The organism is Romboutsia sp. (genome assembly GCF_056995035.1).
Window position 1 is genome coordinate 1 of sequence record NZ_JBXKIW010000017.1, and the last position, 16308, is coordinate 16308.

Genomic DNA, 16308 nt, shown 5'->3' on the forward strand with positions numbered 1-16308 from the left:
CATCATTTTCTTCTAATCCTAATTCTATTAATACTTCTATTTCTTCTAAAGCTTCTTGAAGAGAATTATACTCTTCTACAGTTTCTTTAAATGATTTATTTTCTTGAAGAATTTTTTGAGCAATTTCATTATCATTCCAAAAATCTTGTTCATTCATTCTTTCTTCATTTTCATTTATTTTAATTATTAGTGAAGCAATGTCAAAGAGAAGCCCTCATTTCTTCTATATTTAAAGACATATGCTCCACACTGTTTCTATAATCTTGTACGTTTAACATTTGAGTCCTCCAAACTTATCTGCCACAACACTTTTTATATTTTTTTCCACTTCCACAAGGACAGTCGTCATTTCTGCCTATTGCTTCTTCTTTTTTAACAGTTTTATTTGCTTGTTCATCAGTTATATTAGAAGATAAGTGTTCAACATCTATAACTTGTTTTCTTTCAACTGGTTCTTCTATAGTTATATTAAATAAGTATTTTATAGTCTCTTCTTGTATGTTTTTATTCATTTCATTGAACATTTCAAATCCTTCATTTGTATATGCTATAACTGGATCTTGTTGGCCTATTGCACGAAGACCTATACCTTGGCGTAATTGATCCATAGCATCTATATGATCTATCCAATGGCTGTCAACTGATTGAAGTAATATTACTCTTTCTACCTCTCTCATTCTTTCAGACCCTATTCTGTCTTCTTTTCCATTATAAATTTTCATTGCTATTTCATAAACTGCTTCTACTACTTCTTGAGTATTAAGTTTTTCCATATCTGGTATTTCTATACTTCCCTTTGGCATAAACATGTGATATAGGTAATCTCTAAATCCTTCTACGTTAAATCCTTCTTCTTGAGTATATATAGTTGATGCATCTTCTATTAAAGAGTGTATCATTCCTTGTACTTGCTCTTGTAAGTTCTCACCTTCTAATACACGTCTTCTTTCAGCATATATTATTTCTCTTTGCTTATTCATAACATCATCATATTGAAGTACATGCTTTCTTATTCCGAAGTTTCTACCTTCAACTTTCTTTTGTGCACCTTCTATGGACTTACTCAACATCTTATGTTCTATTGGCATATCTTCTTCAAGACCTATTTTTTCTACTACTACTGATATTCTATCACTTCCGAATAATCTCATAAGATCGTCATCTAATCCTATATAGAATCTTGAGCTACCTGGGTCACCTTGACGTCCAGCACGACCTCTTAACTGATTATCTATTCTTCTCGATTCATGTCTTTCTGTACCTATTATAGATAATCCTCCAGCTTTAACAACCTCAGCTTGCTCTTGTTCAGTTTGATCTTTATACTTCGCATATAATTTTTCATATTCTGCCCTAGCTGCGAATAATTCTTCATTTCCTTCAATAGATATACCTTCTAAAGATGCGTCTACTCTGTTTATTACTGACTCATCATATCCGAATCTCTTCATTTCTTTTTTTGTTAAGAATGTAGGATTTCCTCCTAATACTATATCAGTACCACGACCTGCCATATTAGTTGCTATAGTAACCGCACCTAGTCTACCAGCTTGCGCTATTATCTCTGCTTCTTTATCATGGTGCTTAGCATTTAATACCTCATGCTTAACTCCTTTTCTTTTTAGCAATTGTGATAATAATTCAGAGTTTTCTATTGATACCGTACCTACAAGTATAGGTTGTTTAGATGCATGTCTTTCTATTATCTCTTCTACAACAGCATTAAACTTACCTTTTTGATTTTTATATACCGCATCTGGTAAGTCTTCTCTCAATATTTGTTTATTTGTAGGAATTTGAACAACATCCATTTTGTATATTGCTTTAAATTCTTCTTCTTCTGTTTTTGCTGTACCTGTCATCCCAGAAAGCTTTTTGTACATTCTAAAATAATTTTGGAATGTAACAGTTGCTAAGGTTTTAGATTCTCTTTGTATTTTTAATCCTTCTTTAGCTTCTATTGCTTGGTGTAATCCTTCTGAATATCTTCTACCAAACATAAGTCTTCCTGTAAATTCATCTACTATGATTATTTCTCCATCTTTAGATACATAATCAACATCACGTTTCATTATAACATGAGCTTTTAATGCTTGATTTATATGATGATATAGTTCTATATGAGCTACATCTGTTATATTTTCTACGTTAAAGTAAACCTCTGCTTTTTGCACCCCTGAATCAGTTAGCGTTACTGCTTTTTGCTTTTCTTCTAACTCATAATTTTCTGGTTTTAATGTTAATACAAATGTATTAGCATCTGCATATAAATGCGTAGATTTATCTCCTGGTCCAGATATTATAAGAGGTGTTCTAGCTTCATCAACAAGTATAGAATCGACCTCATCCACTATAGCGTAGTTCAATTCTCTTTGAACCATTTGTTCTTTATGTATTACCATGTTGTCTTTTAAGTAATCAAACCCATATTCATTATTTGTTCCATAAGTTACATCACATTGATATTGTGCTCTTCTAACTTGAGGGTTTTGACCATGAACAATTACCCCTACTGTCATTCCAAGGAATTCGTATACCTTACCCATTTGCTCTTTATCACGTTTTGCTAAGTAATCATTTACTGTAACTACGTGTACACCTTTACCTGTAAGAGCATTTAAATAAACTGGTGCTGTTCCAACTAATGTCTTCCCTTCACCAGTTTTCATCTCAGCTATTCTACCCTGATGAAGAACAATCCCACCTATAAGTTGTACTCTATAGTGTCTCATTCCTAATACTCTTTTTGATGCTTCTCTCACTACTGCAAAAGCTTCTGGTAGTATATCATCTATACTTTGTCCTTCTTTTAATCTGTCTTTAAATATGTTAGTCATATTCTTAAGTTCTTTATCTGATATAGATTCAAATCTAGACTCTAACAACTCTATCTCATCAACTATTTTATTGAATTTTTTTAATTCTTTTTTGTCTGCCATGTTAAATAAATCATCTAAAAACCCCATGTTCAGCATCTCTCCTCGCTCATTTATTATACTATTATACATTTTACCATAAAAATACCATATTTAATATTCCTTTATAACTTATCATTTTAGCTCTCTCTTTTGCTTTATAATACACCTTCATGTAAAAAAGCTATCGATAATTAAATTTATCGATAGCTTTTTAATTAATTTAAATTATCTTATTCATGCTCTATAATTCCATATCCACCAGTTTTACGTTTGTAAACTATAGATATATCATCTGTGTCTGTATTTCTAAACATATAGAAATCATGTTCACTCAATTCCATTTGTAATACAGCTTCTTCAGCACTCATCGGCTTCATATCAAACTTTTTACGTCTTTCTATTACTATATTTATATCTTCGTCTTCTCCCTCAAAATCAACTTCGCCTGGACCTTCATCTACACTTTGGAATCTTATACTTTGATGGTCTTGGTGTCTATCCTGTAATCTATTTTTATATCTTCTCAATTGTTTATTTAATTTATCATATACAACATCTATAGCTGCATATAGATTTTCTTCTATATCTTCAGCTCTAATTATTGGTCCACTTATAGGGATAATTGTTACTTCTATCTTTTGTCTAGCTTTTTTAGCACTAACTGTTACCTTTACTTCTGTTTCGGGATGAAGGTAGAAGTCTAATCTTTCGATTTTTTCTTCTATTGCACCTTTTATTCCATCTGTTAGTTCCATTTGTTTTCCAGATATTATTATATTCATAAGAACATCTCCCTTCAGTTATGGCAGTATAAATTCTCTTATACTTTAGTAATATATTCTACATTAATTTATATAATCCTTTGTTTTTATTGTTAGCTTTTATAATTTATTATATTCAACTAAAATAAGATTAATTTTGAATTAATTCACATATCATATATGTGGATTAATATTAACACATCATCTGTGGATAGTGTGGATAAATTTGTTAATAACTATTTTATTTGTGTATTTAAAGCTATTTTCTAATCTATAGCTGTCCACAAATGTCAACAAAATCTGTTATTAATTTGTTAATTAATGTCTTAATCTCACGTTTTATATATATTTTTATTATAAAATTTATTTTTTATGCATTATATTTATCTTACATACAATTTTGTTAGTTATGTTATTGATTATAGAAATCACACATATTTATACATAATTTGTATAATTTTAATTTTTTGCAATAAAAAAAGCACCTATAAAGGTACTTTAAGATATTCAGCTGACCTGGTTTTTGACCCCACACTCGCCTACTGGAGGGTTCGCTTGGGTTCGCCGCACTACTAACTCTCTCGATTTTTTACCGGTAGGTCTTACCTCTAAGCCGCACCATGATCATTAACACAATTTTTAGCATTAACTTACGTGGATCCCTTTGCCTGCGACTGGCTTGGACTTTCAACCACAGACCTAAATATCACTTATTTAGTTTAATATTTTAATACTAATATGTCAATAGTAAATTATTCCGTAATATAGCAATCATTGCTTCTTGTTAAAAATGTCATAACAAACACCTTATTTACACCATTTAGCTTTAATAATTTAGATATTTCATTTACAGTCGATCCTGTTGTAAATATATCATCTATTAGAAGAATATTTTTATTCTTAAAATCATATTTAGAGTCTTTCAGTATAAATGCATTTTTTAGTTCTACTTTTCTTTCTTGTTTACTAAGCTTATATAGTCGCCTCGTGTAATCTTTTCTAACTATTTTATCTATAACTGGTAAATCAATTGATTTACCTAAATATTTAGCTATCTTTTGAGCTTGGTTAAATCCTCTTTTTTTTAATCTTTTTTTATGTAATGGCACAAACAATATACAATCAAACTTAATACTTTCGATCTGTAATTTTTCCTTCATTATATTAGCTACATATCTACTCATATAAGTCTTATTATTATATTTTAATCCAAAAATAATTTTTTTACTAAACTCGGTGTACTCTATACAGGATATAGCTTTATCAAAGTAAAAGGTTTTTCCAAAGCAATAACTACATCCACTTATATCCTGTTTTTCTAAAGAATGATTTATTATTGGCTTTCCACATTTAATGCATCCATCTAATATAAAAGTTAACTCCATAAAGCAATTTTTACACATAGAATATGTATTTATTTTATTTATAGGTTTGTCACATATAATGCAACTTATATTTTCTGGATATATAAATTCTAAAAATATATTAGTTATGTTTTTAAATATGCCTTGTTTTTCATTTAAATAACTTTTCATATTTACTTAACTAAAAGCCCCTCTTCTCTAAATTTATTTAATTTGTAAGCTAGATTAGAATATCTATCATTTATCCTATTATTTTTTATCATATACTCTAAGTATTTTACATCTCCTACTAATACAACTAATTTTTTAGCTCTAGTTACTGCTGTATATAGTAAATTACGGCTAAGCAACATAGGAGGTGCCCAAGTTATAGGTATAACTACAACTGGAAACTCACTTCCTTGGCTTTTATGTATCGTTGTACAAAAGCTATGGTCTAGTTCATCTAATTCATCATATTTATAAGCCACTATTTTAACTTGGTCAAAAATTACATAAATAGTTCTCTTATCCTTATCTATATGGTATATGTATCCAATGTCCCCATTGTATATACCTTCTCCGGTATTACTTTTATCTTCATTTTCCCATTTTTTAGTATAATTATTTTTAATTTGCATAATCTTATCCCCGACTCTAAAAAGCCTTTTTTGAAAACTTTCTTCTACTTTGAACTTTTCGGGCTTATTAAGATATTTTTGAAGTTCCGTATTAAGATTGGTAACGCCTAAATCACCTTTTCTCATTGATGCAAGTATTTGTATATCCTTTAGTTTATCTAAATCATAAAACTTAGGTAATCTTTCATTAACTAAGCTAACTATCTCTTTTAGTATTTCTTCATTCGTTGTTTTCTTGATGAAGAAAAAATCCTTTCCCTTTGAATTTAAATGTAGCGGTTCACCATTATTTATTTTATGGGCATTTACTACTATCATACTCTCCTGCGCTTGTCTAAATATCTCATTTAATCTAACTACATTTATGATATCAGAATCAATCATGTCTTTTAGAACGTTTCCTGCACCTACTGATGGAAGCTGATCACTATCTCCAACTAATATCACTCTAGTGCCTGGTTTTATTGCTCTTAATAGACTATACATAAGCAAAATATCTACCATAGATACTTCATCTATAATTATTACATCTGCTTTAATAGGCTCCTCCTCATTTTTCATAAATTGAAGTTCATCACTGTCAGTTGTATATCCCATTTCTAGTAATCTATGTATAGTTCTCGCTTCTTTATCAGAAGTTTCACTCATCCTTTTTGCTGCTCTTCCCGTTGGAGCCGCTAAGACTACTTCTTGGTCATTATTTTCGAATATTTTTATTATAGTATTTATAGTCGTAGTTTTCCCGGTTCCTGGACCACCAGTTATTATTACTACTCCACTTTCTATAGCTTCTTTGACTGCTAACGATTGATTTTGAGCTAATTTAATATCATCTTGTTCTTCTACAAATCTAATTTCTTTTTCTATATCTATATTTAAATTTTTAAATTCACATTGCGATAATCTTATTATTTGTTTACAGACTCCATTTTCAGATATATAGTACGGAATTAGATATATTAGATTTGCTCCATTCATTTTCTCTATGTGAACTTTTTGATCATATGCTAAATCCATTATGCATTGTTCAACAAGGGGTAATTCTACTTCTAATAATTTCACTGAATCTTGGATTAAAATATTTTCTGGTAGATACGTATGACCGCTACTTAAAGATTGATTTAGAGCATATAAAATTCCTTGAGACACTCTATCTTTAGAATTTTTTTCTATGCCTATTTTACTAGCTATATCATCAGCTATTTTAAACCCTATACCCCTTATGTCTTCAGCAAGTTTGTATGGATTTTTATTTATAACTTCAATGGCTTTACTTTTATACTTCTTATATATTTTCATACAATAGTTAGGAGTAATTCCATATGGAGATAACTCTATAATTATATTTCTAAGTTCTCTATTTTCTTCATAACTTTTTACTATTTGATCTATCTTTTTACTTCCTATGCCTTCTACTTCTTTTAATTTTTCTGGCATATTTTGAATTACATCTAAAGTATTTACTCCAAACTTATCCACTATCCTCTTAGCCATTTTTTCCCCTATACCATGTATCATTCCTGATGATAAATATACATAAATACCTTCTAATGATGATGGTGTTACAGGCATAAATTTATTTACCTCAAATTGAGTCCCATAAGTTTTATGATTTATCCACTTACCCTCAACTTCTATACTTTCTCCTACAGATAGAGTAGGCATACATCCTACAATTACAACTTCATTATCTGAATTTACCAAATGAGCTATTGTGTAACCATTATCTTCATTCTTAAATACTATGTCACTTATCATTCCTTCTATTCTTTCCATACTTATTCTCCTACAACAAATAATATTTCTATCGTTCACCTAAGTTGTACTTATTATACCTTTTATAGGAAATAAAATCACCCCTTAAAGTACTATTATACAGGCATTTCCTGTTAACACTTTAAGGGGTTTAAATATATAATCTATATTAAATTATTGTCCTAATGCTTCTTTTCTTAATAATTCTGCTTTATCAGTTTTTTCCCAAGGTAAGTCTATATCAGTTCTTCCTAAGTGTCCGTAAGCAGCTACTTGCTTATATATAGGTCTTCTTAATTCTAAATCTCTTATTATTGCACCTGGTCTTAAGTCGAAGTTCTTATCAACTAATTGTACTAATAATTCTTCTGGAACTTTTCCTGTTCCAAAAGTATCTATAAATACAGATAATGGTCTAGCAACACCTATTGCATAAGCTAATTCTATTTCACATTTGTCTGCAAGTCCTGCAGCAACTATATTTTTAGCTACGTATCTTGCAGCATATGCAGCAGATCTATCAACCTTTGTAGGATCTTTTCCTGAGAATGCCCCTCCACCGTGTCTTGAGTATCCACCGTAAGTATCTATTATTATCTTTCTTCCTGTAAGACCTGTATCTCCTTGAGGCCCTCCTATAACGAATCTTCCTGTTGGGTTGATATATATTATAGTTTCTTCATCAAGTAATTCTGCTGGGATAACTGCTTTTATAACATGCTCTATTAAATCTCTTCTTATTGTATCATTGTCAACATCTTCTCCATGTTGAGTTGATATAAGAATAGTGTGTACTCTAACTATTTTTTTATCATCATATTCAACTGTAACTTGAGTTTTTCCATCTGGTCTTAAGTAATCTAATAATCCTGATTTTCTAACTTCTGTTAATCTTCTAGCTAATTTATGTGCTAATGATATTGGTAATGGCATCAATTCTGGAGTTTCATTACATGCAAATCCAAACATTATACCTTGATCTCCAGCTCCTATTGCTTCTATCTCTTCTTCTGTTTCTTGTCCAACTCTACTTTCTAATGCTTCATCAACACCCATTGCTATATCGCCTGATTGCTCATCTATAGCAGTTAAAACTGCGCAAGTGTTAGCATCAAATCCAAACTTAGCTCTTGTATATCCTATTTCTTCAACTGTTGATCTCACTAATTTTGGTATATCTACATATGCAGAAGTACTTATTTCCCCTGCTACTAATACTAATCCTGTAGTAACTGTTGTTTCACAAGCTACTCTTGATAAAGGATCTTTTTCTAATAATGCATCTAGTATTGCATCTGATATTTGGTCACAGATTTTATCTGGATGCCCTTCTGTTACTGATTCCGATGTAAATAAATGTCTTGCCATGTTTTGTTTCCTCCTTAATTTATAAAGTACTTCTTACTTTAAATTTCATTTTGTATAAGTTCACTTTTCTTATACGTTGAAAAATTGATTTTTTAATGAAACCAATCTATTTTAAAACCTTGACTATGCTTTATAAGGTAGCTATTTAGTAATTATTATTGAGCATAAAAAAACCTCTTCTTGTACAAGAAGAGGTTAATTATGTATATAAATACGTTAATTAACTAACCTCATCTTTCAAGACTATATAGTCTTGTAGGATTTAGCACCATCTCCCTAATGGGTGGTTGCCGGGCTTCACAGGGCCTATCCCTCCGCCACTCTTGATAAGGTAATCAAGAAAGTTATTAAGTTTTTTTCGTTTTGTGTATTACTAAATCATATGTTACTACCTTTTTAAAAATATGTCAACCAATTTAAATATTAATTTTTTATCCTTTTAATAAAAAATATATATTTCTTATCTTTTTAATAAAATATTTATTTTTTCATTAAATATCATATACCCCTTAAAATTACTAACTTTTGATTTCTTCCTTTTTAATTTTAACATGTCTTTTTTAACTATATAGTATCCTATCTTAACTTAATTTCATATTATATCTTATCTACTTTAAGATAGGTCTTTTTTAGACCAAATTTTCATATATTTCTTTTGAAGGGGGTGTTCCTATGTATTTGGCCAAAGTGAATTATAAAAAAGAAAACGTTGTGCAGACATTAAGTTCAGTGCTTAAAGATTTAGTTGATGAGAACACAGTTGTGGTTTGTATAGGAACAGATCGAGCTATAGGTGATGCTCTTGGACCTTTAGTTGGAACCATGCTAAAAAATAGTGACTTTAGATACCCTGTTTACGGAACGCTAGATAACCCTATTCATGCTTTAAATATATACGAATCTATTGAAAATATCAAAAACACTCATCCAAATGGAAACTTTTTGGCTATAGATGCCTGTTTAGGATCCAAAAGTAGTATAGGTAATATACAAATTAGAAAAGGCCCTATTCTTCCTGGAAAAGGTGTTGGAAAAAAACTCCCTCAAATAGGAAATTATTCTATTGTAGGAATTGTAGATAAGATAGATGAAAATAATAGATTTTCGTTTAATAATGTAAGACTTAGCTTTATATTAGAATTAGCAGAAATGATTTCATTATCCTTATTACTTGCTACTTGATTTTTTCTCTATTTGTATAAAGGAATAATCTCGCACTATATCTTTACATACACTTCTACTAGCTGTGCGGGCTACTTGCTTTTAATCAAAACTAATTTATGAAGTATACTTTTTAAATTTATAAACAAAAAAGTCCTATTTCTAGGACTTTTTTGTTTATTTTTGTACAAGAGCAAACACTAGCTCACCGGTACATGCAAGTTCTTCTCCAACAAAAGCTTTTGCTGTAGCTTTTCCTATATTTCTTCTAACAGAAAGCATTTCTACTTCCATAGTTAATGTATCTCCTGGTCTCACTTCTTTTTTGAATCTAACCTTATCAATACCTGCAAAAACACCTAATTTCCCTTTATTCTCATCCATAGACATCATCGCAACACATCCAACTTGCGCCATCGCTTCAACGATTAAAACTCCTGGCATTATAGGATAATTTGGAAAATGACCTTGGAAAAATGGCTCATTCGCTGTAACATTTTTTATTCCTACTGCTCTTTTTCCTTCTTCTAACTCTATTACTTTATCCACTAATAAAAATGGATATCTATGTGGTATTAACTCTTTTATTTGATCTATATTTAACATTAAAATACCTCCCTATCTTTTTCTTTTGAAGGTTCCTCCTGTTTCAAGCAAGTCTAAAGAACCTAATGCAATTCCTGTTCCCTTAGCTACACAAGATAGAGGCTCGTCTGCTATTATAACTTTAATTCCCGTTCTTTCCTCTATTCTTTTATCTAGCCCGTATAATAATGAACCTCCACCTGTCATTATTATTCCTGCATCACTTATATCTGCAGATAATTCTGGCGGTGTCTTTTCTAATACTCTAAGAGCAGTTACTACTATTTGCTCTGCACATTCATCAAGAGCTTCTAGCATTTCTGAAGAATTTACAGTCATAGATTCTGGTAATCCTGTAACTAAATTTCTACCACTTATTTTCATACTTTTTTCTTCTTCTCTTTTATATGCAGTACCAATTTCTATCTTTATCTTTTCAGCACTTCTTTCTCCGATAAGAAGATTATGTTGTTTTCTCATATATCTTACTATGGCTTCATCAAATCTATCTCCACCTATTTTTATAGATTCACTTACTACAGCTCCTCCTAAAGAGATTACAGCTATATCTGCTGTACCTCCTCCTATATCTATAACCATACTTCCATTTGGCTCAGATATATCTACTCCAGCCCCAATTGCAGCTGCTATAGGCTCTTCTATAATGTATACTTCTCTAGCTCCAGCTTGGCGTGTAGCTTCTTCTACAGCTCTTTTTTCTACTTCTGTAACTCCAGTTGGAACACATACCATTATTCTAGGCATAAAAAATCTTCCAAAACCTTTTTTATCTACAACTTTATTTATGAAATAGTTCAGCATTTTTTCAGTTACATTATAATCTGAAATAACACCATCTCTTAGTGGTCTTATTGCAATTATATTACCAGGCGTTCTACCTATCATCCTTCTAGCTTCTTCACCTACTGCTAAGACAGAATTCGTTCTTTTTTCTATTGCTACAACAGATGGCTCCTCTAGTACGATTCCTTTCCCACTAACGTATACAAGTACATTAGCCGTCCCTAAGTCTATACCTATATCAGCTCGCGACATCGTTCCAACTCCTTTTATATTATTTTTATATTTAAACGTTTCATTATTTTTTTTTAAAACACTCCTATTATACAAAATATACAAAAATGTTACTTTAGTCAAGAATAATATAAAAAAGATTCATATTTTAGCAAAGCCACTAAAAAAGCCCTCTTAAAATAATTCAAAATTTAAGATACAAAAAAGAACCTTTAGAATCGATTCTAAGGCTCTTTTTCTATATTCATATGTATTTTTGATATTTAGATTTTATTTTAAAATATTAAAGAAGCTACTTTTTCAGTAGCCTCGGTTTTAACCTATATTCTTTTTTATATCTTTTTCATATTTTAGCTTAGTAGCCATTCCTCCCCTTATGTGTCTTTCAGATTTATTCTTTTCTAAAACCATTTTAACCTCTTTAGCAAGAGATGGATTTATTTCCTCTAATCGTTCTGTTACATCTTTATGAATAGTACTTTTACTCACTCCAAATGTTTTCGCAGTTTGACGGACAGTGGTATTTTTTTCTAGTATATATTTTGCTACAACGATTGCTCGTTCCTCTATATGAGATCTCAAGACTTCCCCCCCTCACATACTAGCCTTAATCATATATATGTAAGTTTACAAAAAAATATAACAGACTTAATCAAATAATTTGATTAAGTCTGTTATATTTTTTATTTAATTAAACTCATTGGATCTATTGATTGTTTTCCTTTAAAGGCTTCTATATGTACATGAGTTCCCTCTTCACTTTCAACTGGAGATGTATCTCCTACAATACCTAGAGGTTGACCTTCTTTGATCGCTTGGTCTTTTTTAACTTCAATTTTCTCATTCAAATTAGAATATACTACTACTATATCATTCTCACTTTTTACTTTTACTGATATACCATGTTTATCATCTTTAAATACATCCACTATTTTACCCGCTAATAAAGATTTTATATCTTGACCTGTATTAGCACTTACATCTAAGCCTTTATGTATTTCCCATAAATTTAATGTCTTTGAATAACTAGGCTCTTTTTCTGAATATTCTCTAGTAACTTTTTTTCCTAAAAAGCTTAATTTAGAATCACTTTCTTTTTCTTTTTCTTTTTCCTTAGCTTGTTGCAAATTTTCTTTTGATCCTGTTGTTGTTGGAACAGCATCATTATTATCTTTTTCTATTAAATGCAATTCATCCTCGTTTTTGCTATTTCTATCAGTATTATTTACAAATCCGTTATTAGAAGCTAATTCGTCTACATTGTTCTTTGTAAACCAAACTCCTCCAACTGCTAGTGAGCAGATACATGCAAATAATGCTAAGTAAAAACCATCTTTTTCTAATAGTTTTTTCTTCATAGAGCACCTCCAAATATATTTATGTATTTATATTGTTATCTTTAATTTCTATTTTTATACAATTTATGTACTTTTTTGAATTAAGATTTTATTCGAAGGGTACTATTTAATTTTTTATATTATTTGCATGAAAAATAAACCCTATAGTATATATCATTTAATATATTTCATAGAGTTTATTGTATTTTATATTAATATAAATCAATTATTTGAGTTCCTGCATAATAATGAGATAGTATCTCATGGTATTTATATCCTTCTTCAGCCATACCTTCTGCTCCCCACTGACTCATTCCTACACCATGTCCATAACCCTTTACTATGAAATCTAGATAATTATCATTAAAGTCTATATCAAAATTAGCCGAATTTAGATTTAGTATACTTCTTACATCAGTTCCTTTAATTTCTTTATTTCCTATTTTTATTTTTTCTACAGAACCTGCATCACTTGTTTTAAGTATCTTAATTTGGCTACTTAAATTATTCTCACTTATTTTTATATCACCGTAGCTTCTTCTTAAAGTGCTCACAAAGTCTTTGTTACTAATTTTTAATGTAGATACATATTTAGGTGAATAATTCTTATCATAAGGACTATCAACTGACTTTAGATATGGATATGATTGTGAAAATACTTCTTCACAATTCTCTGTTTTACCTGATGATGTTGAAAAATATAAAGTAAGTATTGGCTCATTATCATAAGTTATAATATTCCCTTTAGTTTCTTTTACAGCTTTTTCAATTTTAGAGTAAGAATTTTTCATCCACTCTTCACCATTTTTTTTCTTCAACTCATCATAACTTTTATATTCTTGGCAATGTCTATAATCAGTACAAACCACAGCATCTTTGTGTTTACTTTGATTTCCTTGTTTTTCTTTATACATTACAAAAGTTCTAGCTGCTACCGCTTGAGCTTTTAGAGCTTCTATATTGAATTCTGTAGACATTTCTCCTGCTACTACACCACACAAATATTCTTCAATGTCCATTCGCTGAGTACTACCTAATTTGTGATTATATACATTTATAATTGGTGATTTTTTATCTACTGTTTGATAATTTATCACTTTCTTTACAGTTTCATTGATAACGTTATTTTTTTGATCTAGAGGTGTTGCTTCTATTCCATCATAAGATACTATACTTATAAGTATAGGTATTGTTATAGCGCAAGCCACTACACTTGCTAAAACTATTAAAGGGTTCTTCATATACTTTTCCTCCTTGGTTTAATCCTTGTCCTTAAGTATATGAACAACCCTGTGCTTTTAGCACTATTTATTTTTATTTATCTTCTACTATTCTTATATTCCCACCTAATGCAGTTATTTTCTTATCTATATCTACATATCCTCTTTGTATATGGTATATTTCTCCTATTTCTGTTTCACCTTCTGCTATAAGTCCACATAATATAAGTGCAGCACCTGCTCTTAAATCTGTTGCATTAACCTTAGCTCCATGTAATTCTTTTACTCCATTAACAACAGCACTTCTTCCTTCTATCTTTATATTAGCTCCCATTCTATTGAACTCAGCAACGTGCATAAATCTATTTTCAAATACTGTTTCTATAGCTACACCTGTTCCGTTCGCTATTGTAAGCATCGCCATAAATTGAGCTTGAACATCTGTTGGGAATCCTGGATGTGGTAAAGTTTTTATATCTATTGGCTTTAAAACTTCAGGACCTATTACTCTTACAGATTTATCCATTTCTATTATTTCACAACCAGCTTCCTTTAATTTTGCTACTACTGGTTTTAAATGTTCCATCATTACATTTTCTATTGTTATATCACCTTTAGTCATAGCTGCTGCAACCATATACGTTGCTGCCTCTATTCTATCAGGGATTACTGTATGCTCTGCACCTTTTAATTCTTTAACACCTTTTATCTTTATAGTGTTTGTTCCCGCGCCTTTTATGTTAGCTCCCATTTCATTTAAGAAATTAGCTAAATCAACTATTTCTGGTTCTTCTGCTGCATTTTCTATTATTGTAGTTCCCTCTGCAAGGGCTGCTGCCATCATTATATTTTCAGTAGCTCCAACTGATGGAAAATCTAAGTATAACTTAGCTCCTGTTAATCCCTTAGTTGTAGCTTCTACAAATCCATGATCCATTTCTACTGTAGCGTCTAAACACTTAAATCCTTTTAAGTGTAAATCTATCGGTCTTGTTCCTATAGCACAACCTCCTGGCATAGATATTTTAGTATGATTAAATCTTGCAAGTAATGGCCCCATAACTAAGAAAGATGCTCTCATTTTTCTTACAAGCTCATACGGAGCTTCACATGTAGTTATGTTACTTGCATCTACTGTTAATATATTATCTGTGTAATCTACTTCTGCTCCTAAGTGTCTTATTAAATCCGATATAACATGTACATCTCTTAAATTAGGTACTCCTTTTATAGTAGATTTTCCGTTCGCTAATAAAGTTGCTGCTATAATTGGTAATACTGCATTTTTTGCTCCATCTATTTTAACACTACCTTTAAGTGGGTTACTCTTCTTAACTAATATTTTTGCCATTTGATTGACCTCTCCTCATTATTAATAATCTAATTTTATAATGGGCGTAGCAATATAGATGAGCGTTTTCTCATCACCTTCACTATACCTCATACCTATATTTAAATTTACCTTATTTCCCAAATATTTTAAATAATTTTCATGTAAAATTTTACTGTATGCTGTTATCGATACAAAATTTTCTTCTTCTACTCTGTCTATTTGTTCAGCATTCATATTATATAATATTTTCTCTAAAATTTCATCATATTTATTCATTTGTAACTTTTTTGTGTATTCTCCTGCTATACAGGTATTTATATCCATTTGAGATGTATGCTTCTCAAGAGTATTTTCAAGAACTGTATAAATGTCCACTATACTTTTATATACTTTATTTTCTAATATGTCAACTATTATATAGGACTCTTTAGAATTCTTTTTAATACCAATTATGGAAATGCTTTTTTCTGCCGTATTTATTTGAGCATATATTTGATTTTCCTTATTGTTCCAATTTTCTTCCCACTTTATATTACTTTCCTCTAGACCAAGATTATTAATTATTTCTATGCAAATATCTCTCATCTCATTTTTGGATATATCATAATTTATAGTTCCATTAGCTTTTATATTATAAAATTTAAAATTTGCTTGTGTATTATTGAACGTTTCTATAAGTTTATCATATTCATTATTTGATTTAATATCCGCATATGATATTAAGATTCCTGCTAGCATCAATATAAAAAAACTCATAATCAATTTTACTATTTTCATAAAAAATCCCCCTTAAAATTATCATGTTTATATCTGAATTATTGACAATTTTAAGGAGGATATACTTTATATAT

General features: G+C 30.0%; 13 protein-coding genes, 1 pseudogene and 1 riboswitch. Of the genes and pseudogenes, 1 reads left to right on the forward strand and 13 read right to left on the reverse strand.

Annotation, left to right across the window (positions count from 1 at the left end):
• The 6 genes and pseudogenes from AC11VW_RS02030 to metK all read right to left on the reverse strand — a co-directional run.
• Positions 1–278 (reverse strand): annotated as a pseudogene (locus AC11VW_RS02030) (PCRF domain-containing protein); the annotation flags it as partial.
• A gap of 15 nt (positions 279–293) precedes the next feature.
• A complete protein-coding gene (secA, locus tag AC11VW_RS02035; RefSeq protein WP_484299730.1) occupies positions 294–2966 on the reverse strand; it encodes a preprotein translocase subunit SecA in 2673 nt (890 codons plus the stop codon).
• A 182-nt stretch (positions 2967–3148) separates the two neighbouring features.
• On the reverse strand, positions 3149–3700 hold the full coding sequence (gene hpf / locus AC11VW_RS02040; RefSeq protein ID WP_484299731.1) for a ribosome hibernation-promoting factor, HPF/YfiA family: 552 nt from the start codon (positions 3698–3700) through the stop codon (positions 3149–3151).
• 731 nt (positions 3701–4431) lie between these two features.
• Entirely contained in the window at positions 4432–5214 is a 783-nt protein-coding gene (locus AC11VW_RS02045; RefSeq protein ID WP_484299732.1) for a ComF family protein, read from the reverse strand.
• A 2-nt stretch (positions 5215–5216) separates the two neighbouring features.
• Complete coding sequence (gene recD2, locus AC11VW_RS02050; protein ID WP_484299733.1) at positions 5217–7439, reverse strand: SF1B family DNA helicase RecD2; 2223 nt, start codon at positions 7437–7439, stop codon at positions 5217–5219.
• A gap of 153 nt (positions 7440–7592) precedes the next feature.
• Positions 7593–8786, reverse strand: a complete 1194-nt coding sequence (gene metK / locus AC11VW_RS02055) for a methionine adenosyltransferase (protein WP_484299734.1) — start codon at positions 8784–8786, stop codon at positions 7593–7595.
• 227 nt (positions 8787–9013) lie between these two features.
• Positions 9014–9119, reverse strand: a riboswitch (SAM riboswitch).
• A 339-nt stretch (positions 9120–9458) separates the two neighbouring features.
• Here metK and yyaC point away from each other — a divergent pair.
• Complete coding sequence (gene yyaC / locus AC11VW_RS02060) at positions 9459–9968, forward strand: spore protease YyaC (RefSeq protein ID WP_484299735.1); 510 nt, start codon at positions 9459–9461, stop codon at positions 9966–9968.
• A gap of 156 nt (positions 9969–10124) precedes the next feature.
• Here the strand turns inward: yyaC and fabZ are convergent, their stop codons facing one another.
• From fabZ to AC11VW_RS02095, 7 genes are all read right to left on the reverse strand, one after another.
• Positions 10125–10553, reverse strand: coding sequence for a 3-hydroxyacyl-ACP dehydratase FabZ (gene fabZ / locus AC11VW_RS02065; RefSeq protein ID WP_484299736.1), 429 nt, complete (start codon positions 10551–10553; stop codon positions 10125–10127).
• Positions 10554–10565: 12 nt separating this feature from the next.
• Positions 10566–11588, reverse strand: coding sequence for a rod shape-determining protein MreB (gene mreB / locus AC11VW_RS02070; RefSeq protein ID WP_484299737.1), 1023 nt, complete (start codon positions 11586–11588; stop codon positions 10566–10568).
• A gap of 294 nt (positions 11589–11882) precedes the next feature.
• Complete coding sequence (spoIIID, locus tag AC11VW_RS02075; protein WP_484299738.1) at positions 11883–12149, reverse strand: sporulation transcriptional regulator SpoIIID; 267 nt, start codon at positions 12147–12149, stop codon at positions 11883–11885.
• Between the two features lie 101 nt (positions 12150–12250).
• Complete coding sequence (locus AC11VW_RS02080; protein WP_484299739.1) at positions 12251–12925, reverse strand: peptidoglycan DD-metalloendopeptidase family protein; 675 nt, start codon at positions 12923–12925, stop codon at positions 12251–12253.
• A gap of 191 nt (positions 12926–13116) precedes the next feature.
• Positions 13117–14145: a stage II sporulation protein D gene (spoIID, locus tag AC11VW_RS02085; protein WP_484299740.1), complete on the reverse strand. Its 1029-nt coding sequence runs from the start codon at positions 14143–14145 to the stop codon at positions 13117–13119.
• Between the two features lie 73 nt (positions 14146–14218).
• Positions 14219–15475 (reverse strand): UDP-N-acetylglucosamine 1-carboxyvinyltransferase, encoded by a 1257-nt coding sequence (murA, locus tag AC11VW_RS02090; protein WP_484299741.1) that lies wholly within the window; start codon positions 15473–15475, stop codon positions 14219–14221.
• A gap of 21 nt (positions 15476–15496) precedes the next feature.
• The gene (locus tag AC11VW_RS02095; RefSeq protein ID WP_484299742.1) at positions 15497–16234 is read right to left on the reverse strand and encodes a YwmB family TATA-box binding protein; all 738 of its coding nucleotides are present in this window, start codon (positions 16232–16234) and stop codon (positions 15497–15499) included.
• Positions 16235–16308 lie beyond the last annotated feature (74 nt).